Source organism: Pseudonocardia sp. OZ21 (assembly GCF_059359135.1).
In genome coordinates this window covers 1-19915 of sequence record NZ_JCADBN010000018.1, presented here as the reverse complement: position 1 = coordinate 19915, position 19915 = coordinate 1, and the positions used below count along the sequence as shown (strand labels likewise).

Below are 19915 nucleotides of genomic sequence, written 5' to 3'. Positions count from 1 at the left end.
CACCACCACAGCAGTACGGAAGGACCACCCGATGACCCAGACGTCCGACCTCCAGCCGCGCAGCCGGGACGTCACGCAGGGGCTCGAGCGTGCGGCCGCCCGCGGGATGCTGCGGGCCGTCGGCATGCGCGACGAGGACTTCAGCAAGCCGCAGATCGGCATCGCGTCGAGCTGGAACGAGATCACGCCCTGCAACCTCTCGCTGCAGCGCCTCGGCATCGCCGCCAAGGAGGGGGTACACCGGGGCGGCGGCTTCCCGATGGAGTTCGGGACGATCTCGGTGTCCGACGGTATCTCGATGGGCCACATCGGCATGCACTGGTCGCTGGTCAGCCGCGAGATCATCGCCGACTCCGTGGAGACCGTGGTACAGGCCGAACGCCTCGACGGCACGGTGCTGCTCGCGGGGTGCGACAAGAGCCTGCCCGGGATGCTGATGGCGGCCGCGCGGCTCGACCTCGCCGCGGTGTTCGTCTACGCCGGCTCGATCCTGCCCGGCTACGTGAACGGGCGTGAGGTCAACATCGCCGACGCGTTCGAGGCGGTCGGGGCGTGCGCCCGCGGCCTGATCTCCCGCGAGGAGGTCGACGCGATCGAGCGGGCGATCTGCCCTGGCGAGGGCGCCTGCGGAGGCATGTACACGGCCAACACCATGGCCTCGGCCGCAGAGGCGCTCGGGATGGCGTTGCCCGGCTCGGCCAGCCCGCCCGCCGTCGACCGCCGCCGCGACGGGATCGCCCGCGCGTCCGGCGAGGCCGTCGTCGGGATGATCGAGAAGGGGATCACCGCATGCCAGATCCTCACCCGGGAGGCGTTCGAGAACGCGATCGCCGTCGTGATGGCGTTCGGCGGCTCCACGAACGCGGTGCTGCACCTGCTGGCCATCGCGTGGGAGGCCGGCGTCCCGCTGGAGCTCGACGACTTCAACCGCATCGGCGACCGCGTGCCGCACCTGGCCGACGTCAAGCCGTTCGGGGCGCACGTGATGTCCACGGTCGACCAGGTCGGCGGTGTGCCGGTGGTGATGAAGGCGCTGCTGGAGGCGGGTCTGCTGCACGGCGACGCGCTCACCGTCACGGGTAGCACCGTCGCGGAGAACCTCGCCGTGATCGATCCCCCGGACCTCGACGGCAGCATCCTGCGGGCCCTGGACAACCCGATCCACCCCACCGGCGGCATCACGATCCTGCGGGGCTCGCTCGCCCCGGAGGGGGCCGTGGTGAAGAGCGCGGGCTTCGACTCGTCGCGGTTCGAGGGCACGGCCCGGGTGTTCGACGGCGAGCAGGGCGCGATGACGGCCGTCGAGGACGGCACGCTGCAGCCCGGCGACGTCGTCGTGATCCGCTACGAGGGTCCGCGCGGTGGCCCGGGCATGCGGGAGATGCTGGCCGTCACCGGCGCGATCAAGGGTGCCGGGCTGGGCAAGGACGTCCTGCTGCTCACCGACGGCCGGTTCTCCGGTGCCACCACCGGGCTGTGCGTGGGGCATGTGGCACCGGAGGCCACCGACGGCGGCCCGATCGCGTTCGTGAAGGACGGCGACACGGTCGTGCTGGACATGCAGCGCCGCACCCTGGACCTGCTCGTGGACGACGCCGAGCTCGCCCGCCGCCGCGAGGCGTGGTCACCCCCCGAGCCCACCCTGCGCACCGGGGTGCTGGGCAAGTACGCGAAGCTCGTCGGCTCCGCGGCGCAGGGAGCCGTCTGCAGCTGACGCCGCCGGCGAAGAAACGGGCGACTCGCGCACACGAAACGGGCGACTCGCGGGCACGGAACGGGCGACTCGCGCACACGAAACGGGCGACTCGCGGGGGGCCCCGCGAGTCGCCCGTTTCTGGTACGCGAGTCGCCCGATCTCACCCCGCGAGTCGCCCCGATTCCGTGCGCGAGTCGCCCGTCTCGGTGCGCGAGTCGCCCGGTTCGGGTGTGAGCTGCCGTTCTCAGACGGAGCAGGAGCCGTCCGCGCACGCCTCACCGGTGGCGTCGCCCGCCGGCGTGAGCACCTGCAGGGGGTGGGTCTCCGCCCAGGCGGTGTCGAGCACGTCGAGCAGGGCCTCGGCCGGTTGGGCGCCGGAGACGCCGTACGTCCGGTCGATCACGAAGAACGGCACCCCGTTGATGCCGAACGCCTGCGCCTGCCGCTCGTCGGCGCGCACCTCGTCGGCGAAGCGATCGGACGCGAGCACCTCGCGGGCCTCGTCGGCGTCCAGACCGGCTTCGGCGCCGAGCCGCACCAGCGTCTCGGGGTCGCCGATGCGCTCGCCCTCGGTGAGATAGGCGGTGAACAGCCGTTCCTTCACCGCGTCCTGGATGCCGCGCTCAGCGCCGAGGTGGATCAACCGGTGTGCGTCGAAGGTGTTGCCGCCGCGGGCGCGCTCGAAGTGGAACTCGAGGCCGTCCGCCGCCGCGGTGTCGGTCATCTGGCGGTGCATGCCGTCGGCCTGCTCCCGCGAGACGCCGTACTTCCCGGCGAGGTGCTCGGCCAGGTCGCCCTCCCGCTCCCGGGGAGCGCTCGGGTCGAGCTCGAAGCTCCGCCAGGTCACCTCGACCTCGTCACGGTGCGCGAACTGCGCGAGTGCCTTCTCGAAACGACGCTTGCCGATCGCGCACCACGGGCACACCACGTCCGACCAGATCTCCACCTTCATGTCCGGGTCAACCTCCTGCTGCGGGGCCTTGTTCCAGGGTGCTGCGCGGGATCAGGATGACCGCCCGCCCGTCGACGAGCACCAGTACCGGTCCCTCGTCCACGAGCCGGCCACGGGCGGCCGCGAGGTTCTCCCCGGCCCCCACCGCGATGGGGGCGGGCCCGGCGTGGACGGCGACGTCGTCGTCGGCACGGCCGGGCTCGGCCGTCACCATCGCACGTAGAGCCGCGGTCTCGACCACCCCGAGCACCTCCGGCGCCGACCGCGTCGGGTCGTCGGACTGCCGTGCTGTGACGACGGCGACCAGCCCGTCGGGATGGGTGTCGAGCACCGCGGCGACCGTGTGCCCGGTGTGCGCCACAGCGAGGCCCCGTTCCGGCAGGACGTCGCGCACGAACGGGCCGTCAGCGGCGTCGAGGAAGCCGAGCCGGGTCATCCAGTCGTCGTCGAAGTACTTGGACAGGTAGCTGCGACCGGAGTCGGGCAGGATCGCGACCACGAGGTGCTCGGGGCCGAGTTCGGCCGCCACCCGCAGTGCCCCGGCCACCGCGGTGCCGGCCGAGCCGCCGACGAGCAGGCCCTCCTCACGCGCGAGCCTGCGCGTCGTCAGCAGCGACTCGCGGTCGGGGATGCGCTCGAACCGGTCGAGCACGCCCTGGTCGTACGACAGGGGCCAGGTGTCGGTGACGGTGGCGGGGTGCACGAAGTGCCCGATGCTCTCGACGAAGTACGGGCTGCCGTCGCCCCCGGAGTACACGGAGGTGGCCGGGTCGGCGCCGACGACGGTGACGCCGTGCTGCTTGAGGTAGCGCCCGGTGCCGCTGATGGTGCCACCGGTGCCGACGCCCGCCACCAGGTGCGTGATCCGGCCGCCGGTCTGCTCCCAGATCTCCGGGCCGGTGGTCAGCTCGTGGATGCGCGGGTTCGCCGGGTTGTCGTACTGGTTGGCGTGCCAGCCGCCGGGCGTCTCGTCGGCGATGCGGCGGGCGAGGTTGTTGACGTGCTCGGGGTGGTCGCGCGGCAGCTTTCCCGGGGTCTGGACCACCTGTGCCCCATAGGCCCGCAACAGGGCGACCTTCTCCCGCGCGACCGTGTCGGGCACCACCACGATGGTCCGGTACCCGTGCTGGGCGCCCACCATGGCGAGGCCGATACCGGTGTTCCCGGACGTCCCCTCGACGATCACGCCTCCGGGCTGTAGGTCGCCGAGCCGCTCGGCCTCGAGCACCATCGCCAGCGCCGCGCGGTCCTTGACGCTGCCACCCGGGTTGGCGTACTCGACCTTGACGTACACGGCGGCGGTGAGGCCCGTGGTGATCCGGTTGAGCCGGAAGAGCGGGGTGCCACCGACGGCGTCGAGCACGGATTCGTGAACAGTCACGGTGCCCCATTGTCGTCCATCCCACGGCGAGATCCGCAGTTTCCGCGATCCAGAAATGTCGGTGGCTCGTAGCCTGAAGCCATGACCGACCTCCCCGGTGACTGGAACCAGTGGCGTGAGCAGGTCGACCTCGACCGGTACGACGAGCGGTGGCGGCAGATGGCGGAGGCGGGGGAGAACCCGCACGGTGAGGCGGATCTCATCACGTCCTACCGGCCGGCCTCGGTGCTCGACGGCGGCTGCGGCACAGGGCGCGTCGGGATCGAGCTGGTCCGCCGGGGGATCGCGGTGCTGGGGGTGGACGTCGACCCGGACATGATCGCCGCAGCGCGGGTGAAGTCTCCCGACGTCGAGTGGGTGGCGGCCGACCTGGCGGAGCTGTCGCGTCCGGAGCGGTTCGACGTGGTGGCGCTCGCCGGCAACGTCATCCCGTACGTGCCGGACGGCAGCCGCCCCGCCGCGGTGGAGGCGTGTGCGCGGCACCTGAGGCCCGGCGGGCGGCTCGTCGCGGGCTTCCAGCTGCAGGAGGGGTGGCCGACGCTCGCCGACTACGACGGCTGGTGCGCGGTGGCTGGGCTGGAGCCGGAGGACCGGTTCGCGACGTGGGACCGGGCACCGTACGAGGGTGGGAACTACGCGGTGTCGGTGCACCGGCGCCCCTGAGGCGAGTTCGGCAGGCCGTCCCCCGCGGCTGGGGTCGGGCCGGTTCGGGCGACTCGCGCGCGGGAAAGGGGCGACTCGCGCGCCGGGATCGGGCGACTCGCGTGCCGGGATCGGGCGACTCGCGTGCCGGGATCGGGCGACTCGCGGGGGTGTGGGGCGGGGTCAGGCGCGCGCGGCCACTGCTTCGTCCAGTGCGCCGCGCATCTCCGCCACCGGGCCGGGGCGCCCGGTCATCAGCTCCACCTGGGCGACGGCCTGGTGCAGCAACATCTCCAGCCCGCTCACCACCTCCGCCCCGCCGGCCGCCGCGGTGGCGGCGAAGCGCGTGGGCCACGGCGCGTAGACCACGTCCAGGACCACCGTGCCCTGGCCGGCGCCGGCGAGGGCGTCGGCGGCTCCGGACGGCAGCGTGGAGATCACGACGTCGGCCCCGGTGATCGCGCCGGTCGCCGAGGCCGGGTCGGCCAGCGTGGCACTGACGGTGGGGGACACCCCGAGCCGGTCGGCCGCCGCCCGCAGCTCTCCACTCCGTTCGACGGACCGCACGAGCACGTCCACCTCGGGCACCCCGAGCTCGCGCAGCGCCGCCAGGGAGGCCTGGGCCGTGCCGCCGGCGCCGAGCACGACGGCGCGCTTGGTCGTCCCCGGCGCCCCGACGCCCGCCCCCCGCAGCGCGGCGACGAGACCGGCGACGTCGGTGTTGTGGGCGGACCAGCGCCCGTCGCGCTGGACGAGCGTGTTGGCGGCACCGGTGGCCGTGGCCAGGGGTGAGACGTCGTCGGCGACCTCGAGCGCCACCCGCTTGAGCGGCATCGTCAGGGAGAGTCCCGCCCACTCGCGATCCAGCCCGGCGACGAGACGGGGAAGGGCTGCCTCGTCGCACTCGCAGCGCTCGTAGCTCCAGTCGTGCAGCCCGAGCGCGGCGTAGGCGGCGGTGTGCAGCGCAGGCGAGAGCGAGTGGGCGACCGGGGAGCCGAGGACGGCGGCACGCATCTGGCCAGTATGTGCCAGGTGCCGGCCGTGACCTCAGCGGGCCGGGGACAGCAGCGGCCGCGGAGATCGGGCGACTCGCGCACGTTTTCCGGGCGACTCGCGGGGGTGTCAGCGGGTCAGGCGCTCCACGCGCACCGACCCGTCGGCGAAGCCGGCTGCGGTCTGCTCGATCGCCGCCAGTGAGGCCGCCGCCCGCGAGCAGAAGAAGCCGTACTTCTCGCGCACACGCTCGCCTGCGATCCCGAGCGCCTCCCGGCTGCGCCGCACGAACTCCTCGACGGGGTACGACTCCCCGGCGGTCAGGTACTCCTCCACGACGAGCGACGGCGAGTAGTAGGGCCGCGCCGAGCCGTCCGGCCAGCGGATCTCGAACGTCATCTCGGGCACTCCGCCACGCTAGAACTCCCGTGTTGCGGCGATATGTCAGGCTGCGCCGATGGGGGAGACGGTTCTCGTCCTTGGTGGACGGAGCGAGATAGGGCTGGAAGTGGCGCGCAGGCTCGCGCCGGGCTCGACGGTGGTGCTGGCGGCGCGCCGCAGCACGGACCTCGACGCCGAGGAGAAGGCGCTGTGTGACGCCGGGGCGGCCGCGGTGGACCGGGTCGAGTTCGACGCCGACGACCTCGGGTCGCACCGCGCGGTGCTGCTCGACGTGGTACGCCGCCACCGCAGGCTCGACGTCGTGGTGGTCGCGTTCGGCCTGCTGGGGGACCAAGTGCGGGCGGAGCGCGACCCGGACCACGCCGTGCAGATCGTGCACACCGACTACGTCGCGCACGTCGCGGTGCTCACGCAGCTCGCGGCCGTGATGCGCACCCAGGGCTGCGGGACGATCGTGGTGTTCTCGTCGGTCGCCGGGGTGCGGGTGCGCCGCGCGAACTACGTGTACGGCTCGGCGAAGGCCGGTCTCGACGGTTTCACCAGCGGCCTCGCGGACGCCATGCACGGCAGCGGCGCCCGGGTGCTGCTGGTGCGTCCGGGGTTCGTGATCGGCCGGATGACCGACGGGATGGCGCCTGCTCCCTTCTCGTCCACTCCGGACCAGGTGGCGGACGCGACCGTCCGGGCGCTGCGCAGCGGCCGGGGCGAGGTGTGGGTGCCGGCGGTGCTGCGGCCGGTGTTCGCCGTGCTCCGCCATGCGCCCCGCGCGGTGTGGCGGCGCATGCCGCGCTGAGCGGACATACCGCTGAGCGGACATACCGCTGAACGGACATACGGAGCAGGAAGCACTACTGGGAACGCTCCGGTAACGCTACGGTCATCCGCGCCTCGCAGTATCGCCTTCCACCACCCGGGAACCCGCGGGGTGTGGCCGAGCGTCAGGAGCCTGCGGATGGGAAGTCGGTCGCGCACAGTTGTCACAACTGTCGCGGCGTTCGTGCTGCTCATCGTCTTGTGGGAGCTCGCGAAGCTCGTTCTGCCCGCTGCCGGGGTCACGGTCGGCGGCACGCGCCTGCTGCCCCGTACCGACAACGCGGCGATGCCTCACGTCTGGACCGTGCTCGGGCGGCTGACCGAGCCCGAGGTCGCCGGGGCGGCCACCACGCGCACCGTCGGTGCCGCGGTGGCGTCCGGTGCGCTGTTCACCCTGGGGCTCGCCATGGGCGGCCTGCTGCTCGGTGGGGTGCTCGGTGTCCTGCTGGCGCTGGTCATGCAGCGCTTCCGGCTGGTGGAGCGGGCTGCCCTGCCCTACGTCGTGGCGTCGCAGACGGTGCCGCTCATCGCGATCGCCCCGCTGGTCGCCGGGTGGGGCGGCAACATCGCGATCCTGGGTTGGTCGTGGCAGCCGTGGGCGAGCGTCATGGTCATCGCCTCCTACCTGGCGTTCTTCCCGATCGCGGTGGGGATGTTGCGCGGGCTCACCTCTCCGGCGAGCGCCGACGTGGAGCTGTTCCGCGCCATGGCATCGGGCTGGTGGACCACGCTGGTGCGCCTGCGGCTGCCCGCCTCCGTCCCGCACGTCGTGCCTGCGGTGCGGCTGGCCGCGGCGGCCGCCGTGGTGGGCGCGATCGTCGCGGAGATCTCCACCGGCACCCGCGGGGGGATCGGCAGGCTGATCATCGAGTACGCGCAGTCCGCCACCGGTGATCCCTCGCGCATGTACACGGCGATCCTCGGCGCCGCGGTGCTGGGTCTCGTCGCGGCGGGCGCCGTCGGGCTGCTGGACGTAGGCCTGCGCCGCTACCGCGGGAGCGTCCGATGACCGCCGCTGTCGCCCTCACCGGCGTCGACAAGCGGTTCGGCGACGTCCACGCCCTCGACGGCATCGACCTCGAGGTGGGCGCGGCTGAGTTCGTGTCGCTGATCGGGCCGTCGGGCTGCGGGAAGTCGACGCTGCTGCGCGTCGTCGCCGACCTGGAGCAGCCGACCGGTGGTGAGGTGCTCGTCGGCGGGAAGTCGCCGCAGCAGGCGCGGCTGGACCAGGACTACGGCATCGCCTTCCAGCAGGCCGGCCTGCTCGAGTGGCGCACGGTCGCCGAGAACGTCGAGCTGCCGCTGCACGTCCACGGCGTCGGGAAGGTGGAACGCCGGGCGCGTGCCACGGAGCTGCTGACGCTCGTGGGGCTGCACGAGTTCGCCGGGTCACGCCCGAGCGAGCTGTCGGGCGGCATGCAGCAGCGGGTCGCGATCGCCAGGGCACTAGCGCCCAGCCCGCGGCTGCTGCTCATGGACGAGCCGTTCGGGGCGCTGGACGAGATGACCCGCGAGCGGATGCAGGCCGAGCTGCTGCGGATCATCGGGGAGACCGGGGCCGCCGTGCTGTTCGTGACGCACTCGATCCCGGAGGCGGTCGTGCTCTCGGACCGTGTGGTGGTCATGTCACCGCGGCCGGGCCGGATCACCGAGATCGTGCAGGGCTGCCGGCCGGCCGACGGGGTGGCCACCGACCTCGCGCCGGCCGACGTCGAGGACGTCCGCGAGTCGGGCGCCTTCTTCGCCGCGATCACCGCGGTGCGCGAGGCGCTGCGCAAGGGGCACGAATGACCAGGTCGGACGCGGTGCCCGGCGCGGCGGGCGTGAGCGCGGGCAGGCGCGTGCAACCCGGGACGGGACGCGGCGTGCGTCGGCTGCTCGGGGTCTGGCCCGCCGTCGTGTTCGGGATCGCGGGGCTCGTGGTGTGGGAGCTGGTGGTGGTGCTGGGCCGGGTGCCCTCCTTCCTGCTGCCCCCGCCGAGCGCGATCGTCACCCAGATCGGGGCGCAGGCCCCCGTCATCCTCGCCACCACCGCGGTCACCGGAGGCAACGCGCTGGTCGGGCTGGTGGCCGGGTTCGTGCTCGGGGTGGCGTTGGCACTCCTGGCGGCGGCGTCCCGGCTGGTGCAGGAGCTCGCCACGCCGGTGGTGCTGGCCGCGAGCGCCGTGCCGATCGTGGCGCTCGCCCCGGTGTTCACCACGATGTTCGGCTCCACCACCGAGGTTGCGCGCCGCCTCGTCGTGACGGTGGTGGTGATCGTGCCCGTGTTCGTGTCCACCATGCGCGGGCTGCGCCAGGTGCCGCCGGTGCACGCCGAGCTGATGACGTCGCTCGCCGCCACCCCCTGGCAGCACGCGCGGTTCGTCCGGCTGCCGGGTGCGGTGCCGTACATCATGACGGGGCTGCGGCTGGCCGCGCCCGCCGCGGTGATCGCGGCGATCGTCGCGGAGTACTTCGGGGGCCTGCAGAACGGCCTGGGCAGCCGGATCTCCTCGGCCGCCGCCAACACCGCCTACGCCCGCGCGTGGGCCTTCGTCGCCGCCTCCATCGCACTGGGGCTGCTGTTCCACCTCGCCGGGTTGCTCGTCGAGCGCCTGGTGACCCGCGGTCGCACCTGATCGACGAACTCCCGGAGGTCTCCATGCACCGACGCTCAGCGGCCGGTCGCCCGCCGTCCCGACGACTCCTGCGCTCGCTCGCCGTGGCGGCCGCGCTCGTGGTCTCCGTGGCCGCGTGCACGACGACGGGGCCGGGCACGGACAGCTCCGCATCCGGCGACGGCCCGCAGCGGGTGTCGTTGCAGCTGCAGTGGTCCACCCAGGGCCAGTTCGCCGGCTACCTCGCCGCAGTCGACCAGGGCTTCTACGCCAAGCGCGGGCTCGACGTGCAGATCAAGGAGGGCGGGGTCGACATCGTCCCGCAGACGGTGCTGGCCCAGGGTCAGGCCGACTACGCGATCGCCTGGGTGCCGAAGGCACTGGCCTCGCGGGAACAGGGCGCGGCCATCACGGACGTCGCCCAGATCTTCCAGCGTTCGGGCACCTACCAGGTGGCGTTCGCGAACAAGGGCATCACGTCCGCGGGCGACCTGCGGGGCAAGCGGGTGGGCAACTGGGGCTTCGGCAACGAGTTCGAGCTCTTCGCGGGCATGACGGCGGCCGGGCTCACCCCCGCCAACGACGTCACGCTGGTGCAGCAGCAGTTCGACATGGAGGCGCTGCTGTCCGGCGAGATCGACGCCGCGCAGGCCATGTCGTACAACGAGTACGCGCAGGTGCTCGAGGCACGGAACCCGGCGACGGGGCAGCTCTACACCCCGGCCGACTTCTCGGTGATCAACTGGAACGACACCGGCACCGCGATGCTGCAGGACGCGATCTGGGCCAGCACCGAGCGGCTGTCGGACCCCGCCTACCAGGACACCACCACGCGGTTCATCGCCGGCTCGATCGAGGGCTGGGCGTACTGCCGCGACAACGTCGAGTCCTGCCGCGACATCGTCGTCAAGGCCGGATCGACGCTCGGCGCCAGCCACCAGCTGTGGCAGGTCAACGAGGTCAACAAGCTGATCTGGCCGTCGCCGGCGGCGGGAGCCGGCACGATCGACCCCGCGGCGTGGGAGCAGACGGTGCGGGTGGCGCGCACGGCCGTGAACGCCGACGGGCAGACGGTGCTCACGCGTGACCCCGACCCGGAGGCCTTCACCAACACCTACGTCGAGCGGGCGATCGGGTTGCTGAAGGCCGACGGTGTCGACGTGGAGGGTGCCGGCTACGCGCCGACCACCGTCACCCTCAACCCCGGGGGGTCGTGACCGCGGGCGAGGGGTCGTCGACGAGCCGCTCGTACCACGCGCCGTCGTCGAGCCTGCGGCTCTCGCCGTAGCCGATCACGCCGTCCTGGCGGTAGCGCGCGGCGAGGGTGAACCCGGCCCGCTCGGCCACGTGCCGGCTCGCGGTGTTCGACCACGCGGCGCCGATCTGCAGCCGGTGCCGGCCGAGGCCGCCGTCCGGCACCGGGGTGAACGCGTGCGCCACCGCCAGGTCCACCGCCTCGCTCACGAGTCCACGGCCGCGCGCGTCCGGGTGGGCCCAGTAGCCGATCTCGCCACCGGTGGGGTTGAGGGTGTCGTCGAGCCCGAAGACGGCCAGGTTGGCGAGCATCCGGTCGTCGTCCCGGTCGGCCACCGCCCAGGTGACCGACTGCCCGAGCGACTCGCCGAGCCGCCGGCTCCGCACGAACTCGCGCGCGGTCTGCTCGGTGTAGGGGTGGGGCAGCCCGGCCAACCAGTGCCGGGACCGTTCGTCGGAGCAGGCCTCGGCGATGCGCGGCAGATCGGCCTCGGTGTGCGCCCGCAGCCGGACGCGCTCGCCTTCCAGGACGGGCACGGGCCACCACGTCGTGCGCGGTGACTGCTCGTCGCCGGGGCGCAGCGAGGCGTACCAGCCGTCGTGCAGCACGCCGCGGTGCGCCATGGCCAGGGGCCGGTCCCCGTGGAAGGTGAAGCCGCAGGCGTGGGCCACCCGCCAGGACGCGAGGTGGCCCGCGATCGAGGACCAGTGCACGATCGGCAGCCCGCAGGTGTCGAACGCCCACCGGGTGGCCAGCCGCACGGCGCGCGTCACCAGCCCACGGCCCCTGGCCCACGGCGCCGCCGCGTAGCCGAGGTCGGGCGGTGGGCCGGTGCGGATGTCGAGGTTGCCGGCGAACCTGGGCGTGCCGGCGTCGGCCGCCTCGATCGCCCAGCGGAAGGCCGTGCCGTCACGCCACCCGGCCGGTGCTTCCTCGTGTACCCAGTGCTCGGCGTGCCGGCGCCCGTAGGGCGCGGGCACGGTCGTCCAGCGGGCCGACTCCGCATCGGACCCCATCAGGAGGAGTTCATCGACGTCGGCGGCGACGTGCGCGCGGAGGGTGACGACGCCGTCGGTCAGCACCGGTGTGATGGTCACGGGGCATGATCTCCGGACCGGCCGGCCGCTGGCGAGCGGGTTTAGGTCGTGCCGGCCCGCAGGCGCGGGCTCAGGTCGTGCGCGGTGAGGTCGGCCGCGCCGTCGCGCTCGATCCGGCGGGCCAGCGCGTCGGCGTGGGCCAGCAGGCCCGGGACGTCGAGCCCGGCGGGCACCGGGCCGAGATAGCGGGCGAGGTGCCCCGCGCCGCGGTCGAGCAGCGCGACGGCGCCGCGGGCGTTGCCGCGCTGCCCGTGGGTCAGCCCGACGGCGAGCTGGGCCAGCGCGCGCCACAGCTCCCGGTCCGGCTCCGCTGCTGCCTTCCACGCCCCCTCCAGCACCTCGTGCGCGGAGAACGGGCGGCCGGCGTCGAGCAACCGCTGGGCCTCCGTCACGGCCTCGTCGGGGGTGAGCTCCAGGTCATCGGGCACCTGGTCGACGCCCTCGGTACCGCGGGGGAGCGGGCGTCCGTACGCATCGCGGGGGCGGGCGTTGCGGGCCCGCCCCGCGGCGTCACGGTCGCGCGGGGTGGTCATGACATGCACCGTGCCACGATCGGTGCGGCGACGGGCCTCGGGGGGCGATACTCGGACAGTGGATCACCGGGCGCTCGACCTGCTCTCCCGCACCCCGCTCGTCGACGGGCACAACGACCTGCCGTGGGCGTTGCGTCGCCTCGCCGGGCCCGACCCCGCCGACGCCGTGGCGGGCACGGACCTCGCGGCGGGGCTCCCCATGCTGCAGACCGACCTGCCCCGGCTGCGGGCCGGCCGGGTCGGCGTCCAGTTCTGGTCGGTGTTCGTGCCGTGCTCGTTCGCGGGGGCCGACGCCGTCACGGCCGTGCTGGAGCAGGTGGAACTGGTGCACCGGCTCACCGAGCGGTACCCGTCGGATCTCGGCGCGGCCACCACCGCCGACGAGGCGGAGGCCGCATTCGGGGCAGGCCGGGTGGCCTCGCTGATGGGCGCGGAGGGCGGGCACTGCATCGGGGGGTCGCTCGGGGTGCTGAGGGCGCTGCGCCGCCTCGGCGTCCGTTACCTGACCCTCACCCACAACCTCAACACCGACTGGGCCGACTCGGCCACCGACGAGCCCGTGCACGGTGGTCTCAGCGACTTCGGCCACGAGGTGGTGCGTGAGATGAACCGGATCGGCATGGTCGTCGACCTCTCCCACGTGGCCGCCACCACCATGCGCGACGCGCTGGCCACCACCACCGCGCCTGTGCTGTTCACCCACTCGTCCTGCCGCACGGTCACCGACCATCCCCGCAACGTGCCGGACGACGTGCTGGGCGCGCTCGCCGCGAACGGCGGGGTCTGCATGGTGACCTTCGTCCCGCGCTTCGTCTCGGCTGCCGCCGTCGAGTGGGACCGGCGGCTGCAGACCGCCATGACCGACGCCGGGATCGACCATCGCGACCTGCGGGCCCGCGACGCCTTCACCGCGTCGTGGGACGGCCCGCCCTGCCCGGACGCCACCCTGGCCGACGTCGTGGCCCACGTGGAGCACGCGCGCGAGGTGGCGGGCATCGACCACATCGGCATCGGTGGGGACTTCGACGGGACCACGGACCTCCCCGTCGGGCTCGAGGACGTGTCGCGGTACCCGGCGCTGTTCACGGCCCTGCTGGAGCGCGGCTGGAGCGAGGACGACTGCGCGAAGCTCGCCGGGCGCAACGCCCTGCGGGTGCTGCGGGCCACGGAGGAGGCGGCTGGCTGATCGCGGAGGCCCGCAGTGGCAGGATCCGCCGGGCCACCCGCACAATCGGACTGGCCCTATCGCATGTGGAGGATCTGGTGCCGTTGCCGTCGGAACCGTTGCGGAAGCTGGGCTTCCTGACCATAGGGCTGTTCGACGAGGCCGACCCTCGTCGCGGCCACGAGTCCACACTCGAGATCATCGAGCTGGGTGAGCGGTTGGGGTTCGACAGTGCCTGGGTGCGCCACCGGCACCTCCAGTACGGCATCTCGTCACCGGTCGCCGTGCTGGCCGCTGCCTCGCAACGCACCAGCCGGATCGAGCTGGGCACCGCGGTCATCCCGTTGGGCTGGGAGAACCCGCTGCGGCTGGCCGAGGACCTCGCCACGGTCGACATCCTCTCCGGTGGGCGACTCAACCCCGGGGTCAGCGTCGGCCCTCCGATGCACTACGACCGCGTCAAGAACGCGCTGTACCCCGACACCGCCGACAGCGAGGACTTCAGCTACGAGCGGGTGCGGCGGCTGCTGGACCTCGTGCGCGGCAAGCCCGCCACCGACTTCAGCGGGGTCGAGGGCTTCGAGGTGTTCTCCGACCGCGTGCAGCCGCATTCCGAGGGCCTGGCCGCCCGCATGTGGTACGGCGGCGCCAGTCTGCGGTCGGCCCAGTGGGCCGGTGAGCACGGGATGGCGTTCCTGATGAGCAGTGTGGTGAAGGCCGAGGAGTCCGAGGACTTCGCCGAGATCCAGCTGTCGCACATCCGCACGTTCCGCGCCCACCACCCCGACGGCGACCGCGCGCGCATCTCGCAGGGGCTCGTCGTGATCCCCACCGACTCGGCCTCGCCCGAGCAGCGCGCGAAGTACGTGGCCTTCGCCGAGAAGCGCACGCCGCGGACCGCCACCCCGCAGGGTCCGGCGCGCATGATGTTCGCGCCGGACCTCGTCGGCACGTCGGCCGAGATTGCCGAGCGGCTCCATGCCGACATCGCGTTCCGGGAGATCGACGAGGTGGCCTTCGCGCTGCCGTTCACCCTCGAGCACGAGGACTACGTCCAGATCCTCACCGACATCGCCACCCACCTCGGACCGGCGCTCGGCTGGCGGCGTGACGGGACCGGCGGCGAATAGCGCCGGTCGAACCGGGAATGAAAGCTGCCAGTGCCCCCGGTGCGACTCGAACGCACACTGAACGGGACTTGAATCCGTCGCCTCTGCCAATTGGGCTACGGGGGCAAGTTGCAGGTAGTGATCCTAGCGGGGACGTCTCGCGCGACGACCTCACCCCCCACTTCGCCCTCACTTCGGGTCCGGCGAGATCACAGCCGGGTCCTCGGTGTCGCCCGGTACCCTGAAGGCTTCCGGTACGACCCTCCGGCGAAGGAGAGAAGCCTCGTGACGCAGCAGGTTTCGGAGCAGGACACGACTGCAGGCGAGGCCGGACAGGGCCTTGGTCTGCGGGTGCTCGTGGTGGAGGACGAGGCGCTGATCCGTCTCGACCTCGCCGAGATGCTCACCGAAGAGGGCTACGTGGTCGCGGGCGAGGCAGGCGACGGTGAGCAGGCCGTCGCACTGGCCCGTGAGCTGAACCCCGACCTCGTGATCATGGACGTGAAGATGCCGAAGGTCGACGGCATCACCGCTGCGGCGTCGATCGTCGAGGAGCGCATCGCGCCCGTCGTCATGCTCACGGCGTTCAGCCAGCGCGACCTCATCGAGCAGGCACGCGACGCCGGCGCGATGGCCTACCTGGTGAAGCCGTTCGCGCGTCACGAACTGGTGCCCGCCATCGAGTTGGCCGTGTCCCGGTTCGCGGAGAAGCGCGCGCTCGAGGACGAGGTGGCCACCCTCACCGAGCGGCTGGAGACCCGCAAGGTCGTCGACCGCGCGAAGGGCCTGCTGATGACGCGGCAGAGCATGTCGGAGCCGGAGGCGTTCCGCTGGATCCAGCGCACCGCCATGGACCGCCGCACCACCATGAAGGCCGTCGCCGAGGCTGTGGTCGACGGTCTCGCCGCGCCGAAGTCCTGATCCACCGTCCGCTGAGCGATCGTCACAATCCGCGATGGCAGATTGCGGTCCGGTAAAGGACCCGCCCCGGATGGTGACTCGGTCGAGTGCTTTCCTTTACCGTCCGCGAGTCTCCCCGGCAACCGGGGGCAACGGACGTCGGGGCCTCGCCCGGAGCAGATCGCGCAGTACGGAAGGAATAACAGGATGATTCGGAGGCGGACGATCGTCACCGCCGCGATCCTTGCCGGAGCTCTCGGGCTCACGGCATGCGGAACCAACCGTGAGGAGGCCACCGGCACGGGAGGCGGCGCTGCCTGCGACACCAGCAAGGGCACGCTGATCATCGGCATGATCGCGCCCCTGTCAGGTGGGCTCTCCGCTCTCGGACTCGGTATGCGCAACTCGGCCGACCTCGCGGTGGACCAGGCCAACCAGAAGTGCGCGGTGCCCGGCTACCAGCTGGCGTTCCAGCCGGAGGACGACCAGGCCACGCCGCAGGTCGCCAACCAGGCTGCCACCAAGCTGGCCTCCGACCCCAACGTCGTGGGGGTCGTCGGCACGCTGAACTCCTCCACCGCTCAGGTGGTGCAGCCGATCCTCCAGGAACGCAACATCGTGGTGGTCTCGCCGGCCAACACCGGGCCGGCACTGACCCTGGGTGCAGACGCCACCACCGCCCCGGCGCGGCCGTTCGACAACTACTTCCGGGTGGCCACCACCGACCTCGTGCAGGGTCCGTACGCGGCGAACTACCTGGTTCAGACCGCGGGCAAGAAGAACATCGCCGTGATCGACGACGGCAAGACCTACGGCTCGGGGCTCGCGGAGCAGTTCTCGCAGCAGGCCACCAAGCTCGGGGCCAAGGTCGTCGCACGGGAGAAGGTCGGAGAGCGTGACACCGACTTCTCGGGCGTGATCACGCGGATCCGTGCGCTCAACCCGGACGCCGTCTACTACGGCGGCGAGTACCCGGTGGCGGGCCCGCTGTCGGCCCAGCTCGCGGCGGCAGGTCTGAACATCCCGCTGATGGGTGGCGACGGCATCGTCGACGCTCAGTTCGTCGCTCTCGGTGGGAAGGCGGGTGACCTCGCCACCAACGTCGGTGCGCCGGCCGCCTCGCTGCCCAGCGCGCAGCAGTTCATCAACGACTACGCGGCGGCGAACTACGCCGAGGAGTTCAGCGCCTACGGTGCGTTCACCTACGACTCCACCAACGTGATCATCGCCGGGGTGGCCAAGGCCCTGGCCGGCGGTGACTACAGCGAGGCCAAGCGGGCCGACATCGTGAAGGCCGTGCAGGACACCAAGCTCGACGGTGCGGGCGGTCCGATCGCGTTCGACCAGTACGGCGACACCACCAACAAGGTGCTCACCGTCTACACGGTCGAGGGTGACAACTTCGCGCCGGTCGAGGGGTCCACGGGCAGCTTCGCAGGCTGATCTGTAGACCACATAACGGCATCACAGGCCGGGGGCGGGGCAACACTCCGCCCCCGGCGCTCGTGGAGGGACCACCCGCTTGCTGTCCACGCTGCTGTCCCAGATCGTCAACGGACTGGTGCTCGGTTCCCTGATCGGACTGATCGCACTCGGCTACACGATGGTCTACGGCATCATCCAACTGATCAACTTCGCTCACGGCGAGATCTTCATGGTCGGCGCCTATGGCGGGTTGGCGATGTTCACCTACCTGCTCCCCACATTCGTCCAGCAACAGTGGTATCTGGCGTTGCCGCTGTTGCTGATCGCCGGTGCCGCTGTTGCGGTCGGCGTGGCGGTGGCGATGGAACGTTTCGCCTACCGGCCCTTGCGTAACGCGCCGCGGCTGGCCCCGCTGATCACCGCACTCGGTGTCTCGGTGGCGCTGCAGGAGGCGGTCCGCGTCTTCTATCCCGGTGCCACCGCGGCCATCCCGTTCCCCAACATCTTCGTGCCGGGCACCTGGATGATCCCGATCGGTGACGGTGTGCCGATCAAGTACTCCGGGATGCTGCTGATCGTCGTGTCCCTGGGGCTGGCCATCGGGTTGCAACTGTTCATCGATCGCTCGCGGATGGGGCGCGCGATGCGTGCCACCTCGCAGGATCGTGACGTGGCTCGGCTCATGGGTATCGACCCCGACCGCGTCATCGTGCTGACGTTCGTCCTCGGTGGCGCGCTGGCCGGCATCGGCGGCGTGCTCTACGGCGGATATCTGAACAACATCAACATCGACATGGGGTTCCAGAACGGCATCTTCGCGTTCACCGCGGCGGTGCTGGGCGGAATCGGGAGCATCCGAGGAGCGGTCGTCGGCGGCCTCGCGATCGGGCTGATCAAGTCGCTCGGTGGGCAGTACCTCCCCGGCGGCTCGGCGTACGACTACGTGTGGATCTTCGTGGTGCTCATCGCGGTGCTGGTGTTCCGGCCGCAGGGATTCTTCGGTGAGACGGAACGGGTGCGGGCATGACCACTCTCGAGAAGCCTCCGCCGGCCCCCGCCATGCCTCCACCATCACCGAACTCCCGGCTCGCCCCACTCGCGCGTTACACCACCGTGCTGCGGATCGCCGGTGGGCTGCTCACCCTTGTCGGCGCGCTGCTGCCGTGGGCCACGTTCGTGCTGAACGAGGGTCCGTATCCGGAGAAGTCGACCCTCGAGTTCTTCTCCGCCCCGTTCGCCGTCAGCGGGTTCCGGCTGCACCTGGCCGTGTTCGGGATCGCCGCGATCGTGATTGCACTGGTGTCGGTGCCCGGGCGGGAGCGCATCCTGCGCGCCGTCGGCTGGGGTGTGATCGCGGTCGCCGTGGTCAACGGCCTCTACATCGCAGTGGAGGGCGGCGGCCTCGGCGCGATCACCGTCGCCGACGGGGTGGCGTTCGGTGCGGTCGTGGCGCTGGTCGGCGGCGTGCTGCTCGTCCTCGGCGCCACCGCGGGCGGGCTGACGCCCGTACCGGTGTGGAACTGGCGGTTCAACCGGTATCTCGAGTGGCTGATCCTCGTGGTCACCTACGCGCTGCTGCTCCTGCTCGTGTCGGCGGTGCTCACCAGTGGTGGCCAGGGAAGCGCCGCGAACGTCTACTCCGGGGCGGTGTTCCTGTCCTTCCTCGGGGCAGTGGGTGGGCTGCTGGGGGCGCTGCATGCCTCCGGGCTGCTTGCCTGGATCGGAGCGGTGTCCGAGCGGCACCGCCTGTTCAGCGTGATCGTGCTGCTCGTCGCCGCGCTGCTCCTTCCCCTGACCGGGGCGGGCAACGAGTACTGGATGACCGTGGCGGCGAACATCGGCGTCTACGCGGCGACAGCCATCGGGCTCAACATCGTGGTCGGCCTGGCCGGCCTGCTGGACCTGGGGTACGTCGCGTTCCTCGGGATCGGCGCGTTCGTCGCGGCGAACTTCTCGGGTGCCGCCGCGTCCCGGATCGGGATCGAGCTGCCGTTCCCGCTGGTGATGGTGATCGCGGCGGTGATCGCCGGCATCTTCGGCGCGATCGTCGGTTCGCCGACGTTGCGGGTGCGTGGGGACTACCTGGCGATCGTGACGTTGGCGTTCGGTGAGATCTTCGTGCGGTCGGCGCAGAACAACATCGGTGGGTTGACCGGCGGGTCGAACGCGATCCCGGGCATTCCGCCGGTGTCGCTGTTCGGCAATGATTTCAATGATGCGGTGGTCATCGGCGGGCTGCGGTTGGCGCCGGGTGTCCTGTACTACGTGTTGATCGTGTTGATCGTGGCCGCGGTCATGCTGGTGTTCGCGAACTTGAAGAACTCGCGGCTGGGCCGGGCGTGGATCGCGATCCGGGAGGATGAGGACGCGGCCCGGGCGATGGGCATCCGCACCGGGCCGATCAAGATCCTGGCGTTCCTCATCGGAGCGACGCTCGCCGGCTTCGCGGGCGCGTTCTTCGCGCACAAGACCGCCACCGTCTCCTACGAGAGCTTCCGGTTCCTGGAGTCGGTCACGCTGCTGGCCGCGGTTATCCTCGGAGGCATGGGCACGATCCCCGGCGCGGTGCTCGGGGCGTCGATCCTGTTCGTCCTGCCGGAGAAGCTGCGCGAGTTCTCCGACTACCGGCTGCTGCTGTTCGGCATCGCGTTGATTCTGATCATGCGGTTCCGGCCGCAGGGGTTGGTGCCCGACCGGCACCGCCGTGCCGAGTTGGCGCCGGATGCCGAACCCGTGACGACCCCGATATCCGGTACCGACGGCGGGAAGGCGAGCGCGTCATGAGCCAGCCGACCACGAACATGACGCCCCGGCACGCGAAGGCCCAGCCGGCCATGCTGCAGGCGTCCGGCGTCACGATGCAGTTCGGTGGGCTGCGGGCGCTGAACGAGGTGTCGTTCGGTCTCGCCGAGGGTGAGATCATCGGCCTGATCGGGCCGAACGGGGCGGGTAAGA

19 protein-coding genes and 1 tRNA gene are annotated in these 19915 nt (G+C 71.8%); 13 read left to right on the top strand and 7 right to left on the bottom strand.

Going from position 1 to position 19915, the window contains the following annotated elements; all coding sequences use genetic code 11:
* Positions 1 to 31 precede the first annotated feature (31 nt).
* The gene (gene ilvD / locus AC5L35_RS30975) at positions 32 to 1714 is read left to right on the top strand and encodes a dihydroxy-acid dehydratase (protein WP_495063274.1); all 1683 of its coding nucleotides are present in this window, start codon (positions 32 to 34) and stop codon (positions 1712 to 1714) included.
* Positions 1715 to 1940: 226 nt separating this feature from the next.
* Here ilvD and AC5L35_RS30970 read toward each other — a convergent pair whose 3' ends face one another.
* Positions 1941 to 2648, bottom strand: a complete 708-nt coding sequence (locus tag AC5L35_RS30970; RefSeq protein WP_495063273.1) for a DsbA family oxidoreductase — start codon at positions 2646 to 2648, stop codon at positions 1941 to 1943.
* Positions 2649 to 2655: 7 nt separating this feature from the next.
* Complete coding sequence (locus AC5L35_RS30965) at positions 2656 to 4029, bottom strand: PLP-dependent cysteine synthase family protein (protein ID WP_495063272.1); 1374 nt, start codon at positions 4027 to 4029, stop codon at positions 2656 to 2658.
* 81 nt (positions 4030 to 4110) lie between these two features.
* Between AC5L35_RS30965 and AC5L35_RS30960 the strand changes: the two genes are divergently transcribed.
* Positions 4111 to 4692 (top strand): class I SAM-dependent methyltransferase, encoded by a 582-nt coding sequence (locus tag AC5L35_RS30960; RefSeq protein ID WP_495063271.1) that lies wholly within the window; start codon positions 4111 to 4113, stop codon positions 4690 to 4692.
* A 162-nt stretch (positions 4693 to 4854) separates the two neighbouring features.
* Here AC5L35_RS30960 and AC5L35_RS30955 read toward each other — a convergent pair whose 3' ends face one another.
* Together AC5L35_RS30955 and AC5L35_RS30950 are read right to left on the bottom strand one after the other, a co-directional pair.
* Positions 4855 to 5685: a shikimate dehydrogenase gene (locus tag AC5L35_RS30955; protein ID WP_495063270.1), complete on the bottom strand. Its 831-nt coding sequence runs from the start codon at positions 5683 to 5685 to the stop codon at positions 4855 to 4857.
* 108 nt (positions 5686 to 5793) lie between these two features.
* Positions 5794 to 6063, bottom strand: coding sequence for an MSMEG_0570 family nitrogen starvation response protein (locus tag AC5L35_RS30950; RefSeq protein ID WP_495063370.1), 270 nt, complete (start codon positions 6061 to 6063; stop codon positions 5794 to 5796).
* Between the two features lie 58 nt (positions 6064 to 6121).
* On the opposite strand from AC5L35_RS30950, the gene dprE2 reads away from it, so the two are divergent.
* From dprE2 to AC5L35_RS30925, 5 genes are all read left to right on the top strand, one after another.
* Complete coding sequence (gene dprE2, locus AC5L35_RS30945) at positions 6122 to 6859, top strand: decaprenylphospho-beta-D-erythro-pentofuranosid-2-ulose 2-reductase (RefSeq protein WP_495063269.1); 738 nt, start codon at positions 6122 to 6124, stop codon at positions 6857 to 6859.
* Positions 6860 to 7018: 159 nt separating this feature from the next.
* On the top strand, positions 7019 to 7888 hold the full coding sequence (locus tag AC5L35_RS30940; RefSeq protein ID WP_495063268.1) for an ABC transporter permease: 870 nt from the start codon (positions 7019 to 7021) through the stop codon (positions 7886 to 7888).
* The gene (locus AC5L35_RS30935; protein ID WP_495063267.1) at positions 7885 to 8670 is read left to right on the top strand and encodes an ABC transporter ATP-binding protein; all 786 of its coding nucleotides are present in this window, start codon (positions 7885 to 7887) and stop codon (positions 8668 to 8670) included. The genes AC5L35_RS30940 and AC5L35_RS30935 overlap by 4 nt, the downstream gene beginning before the upstream one ends.
* On the top strand, positions 8667 to 9497 hold the full coding sequence (locus tag AC5L35_RS30930; RefSeq protein ID WP_495063266.1) for an ABC transporter permease: 831 nt from the start codon (positions 8667 to 8669) through the stop codon (positions 9495 to 9497). The genes AC5L35_RS30935 and AC5L35_RS30930 overlap by 4 nt, the downstream gene beginning before the upstream one ends.
* 23 nt (positions 9498 to 9520) lie before the next feature.
* Entirely contained in the window at positions 9521 to 10693 is a 1173-nt protein-coding gene (locus AC5L35_RS30925) for an ABC transporter substrate-binding protein (RefSeq protein WP_495063265.1), read from the top strand.
* Here AC5L35_RS30925 and AC5L35_RS30920 read toward each other — a convergent pair.
* Positions 10674 to 11828, bottom strand: a complete 1155-nt coding sequence (locus AC5L35_RS30920) for a GNAT family N-acetyltransferase (protein ID WP_495063264.1) — start codon at positions 11826 to 11828, stop codon at positions 10674 to 10676. The two genes, AC5L35_RS30925 and AC5L35_RS30920, sit on opposite strands and share 20 nt — an antisense overlap.
* Before the next feature lie 41 nt (positions 11829 to 11869).
* Complete coding sequence (locus AC5L35_RS30915; RefSeq protein ID WP_495063263.1) at positions 11870 to 12361, bottom strand: DUF309 domain-containing protein; 492 nt, start codon at positions 12359 to 12361, stop codon at positions 11870 to 11872.
* Between the two features lie 58 nt (positions 12362 to 12419).
* On the opposite strand from AC5L35_RS30915, the gene AC5L35_RS30910 reads away from it, so the two are divergent.
* Together AC5L35_RS30910 and AC5L35_RS30905 are read left to right on the top strand one after the other, a co-directional pair.
* Complete coding sequence (locus AC5L35_RS30910) at positions 12420 to 13547, top strand: dipeptidase (protein ID WP_495063262.1); 1128 nt, start codon at positions 12420 to 12422, stop codon at positions 13545 to 13547.
* A gap of 77 nt (positions 13548 to 13624) precedes the next feature.
* Positions 13625 to 14656, top strand: a complete 1032-nt coding sequence (locus AC5L35_RS30905) for an LLM class flavin-dependent oxidoreductase (RefSeq protein ID WP_495063261.1) — start codon at positions 13625 to 13627, stop codon at positions 14654 to 14656.
* 31 nt (positions 14657 to 14687) lie between these two features.
* Here AC5L35_RS30905 and AC5L35_RS30900 read toward each other — a convergent pair.
* Positions 14688 to 14761, bottom strand: a tRNA-Leu gene (locus tag AC5L35_RS30900).
* A 159-nt stretch (positions 14762 to 14920) separates the two neighbouring features.
* Here AC5L35_RS30900 and AC5L35_RS30895 point away from each other — a divergent pair.
* The 4 genes from AC5L35_RS30895 (at position 14921) to AC5L35_RS30880 (ending at position 19744) form a co-directional block, all read left to right on the top strand.
* Entirely contained in the window at positions 14921 to 15556 is a 636-nt protein-coding gene (locus AC5L35_RS30895) for an ANTAR domain-containing response regulator (RefSeq protein ID WP_495063260.1), read from the top strand.
* A gap of 186 nt (positions 15557 to 15742) precedes the next feature.
* Positions 15743 to 16978 (top strand): branched-chain amino acid ABC transporter substrate-binding protein, encoded by a 1236-nt coding sequence (locus AC5L35_RS30890; protein WP_495063259.1) that lies wholly within the window; start codon positions 15743 to 15745, stop codon positions 16976 to 16978.
* 79 nt (positions 16979 to 17057) lie between these two features.
* Entirely contained in the window at positions 17058 to 17987 is a 930-nt protein-coding gene (locus AC5L35_RS30885; protein WP_495063258.1) for a branched-chain amino acid ABC transporter permease, read from the top strand.
* On the top strand, positions 17984 to 19744 hold the full coding sequence (locus AC5L35_RS30880; RefSeq protein WP_495063257.1) for a branched-chain amino acid ABC transporter permease: 1761 nt from the start codon (positions 17984 to 17986) through the stop codon (positions 19742 to 19744). Before AC5L35_RS30885 ends, AC5L35_RS30880 begins: the two co-directional genes overlap by 4 nt.
* Positions 19745 to 19915: the final 171 nt, after the last annotated feature.

Coding starts and splice junctions, on each gene's coding strand:
- ilvD (WP_495063274.1), top strand. CDS start 32: ATGACCCAGACGTCCGACCTCCAGCCGCGCAGCCGGGACGTCACGCAG.
- AC5L35_RS30970 (WP_495063273.1), bottom strand. CDS start 2,648: ATGAAGGTGGAGATCTGGTCGGACGTGGTGTGCCCGTGGTGCGCGATC.
- AC5L35_RS30960 (WP_495063271.1), top strand. CDS start 4,111: ATGACCGACCTCCCCGGTGACTGGAACCAGTGGCGTGAGCAGGTCGAC.
- AC5L35_RS30955 (WP_495063270.1), bottom strand. CDS start 5,685: ATGCGTGCCGCCGTCCTCGGCTCCCCGGTCGCCCACTCGCTCTCGCCT.
- AC5L35_RS30950 (WP_495063370.1), bottom strand. CDS start 6,063: ATGACGTTCGAGATCCGCTGGCCGGACGGCTCGGCGCGGCCCTACTAC.
- dprE2 (WP_495063269.1), top strand. CDS start 6,122: ATGGGGGAGACGGTTCTCGTCCTTGGTGGACGGAGCGAGATAGGGCTG.
- AC5L35_RS30940 (WP_495063268.1), top strand. CDS start 7,019: ATGGGAAGTCGGTCGCGCACAGTTGTCACAACTGTCGCGGCGTTCGTG.
- AC5L35_RS30935 (WP_495063267.1), top strand. CDS start 7,885: ATGACCGCCGCTGTCGCCCTCACCGGCGTCGACAAGCGGTTCGGCGAC.
- AC5L35_RS30930 (WP_495063266.1), top strand. CDS start 8,667: ATGACCAGGTCGGACGCGGTGCCCGGCGCGGCGGGCGTGAGCGCGGGC.
- AC5L35_RS30925 (WP_495063265.1), top strand. CDS start 9,521: ATGCACCGACGCTCAGCGGCCGGTCGCCCGCCGTCCCGACGACTCCTG.
- AC5L35_RS30915 (WP_495063263.1), bottom strand. CDS start 12,361: ATGACCACCCCGCGCGACCGTGACGCCGCGGGGCGGGCCCGCAACGCC.
- AC5L35_RS30890 (WP_495063259.1), top strand. CDS start 15,743: ATGATTCGGAGGCGGACGATCGTCACCGCCGCGATCCTTGCCGGAGCT.
- AC5L35_RS30880 (WP_495063257.1), top strand. CDS start 17,984: ATGACCACTCTCGAGAAGCCTCCGCCGGCCCCCGCCATGCCTCCACCA.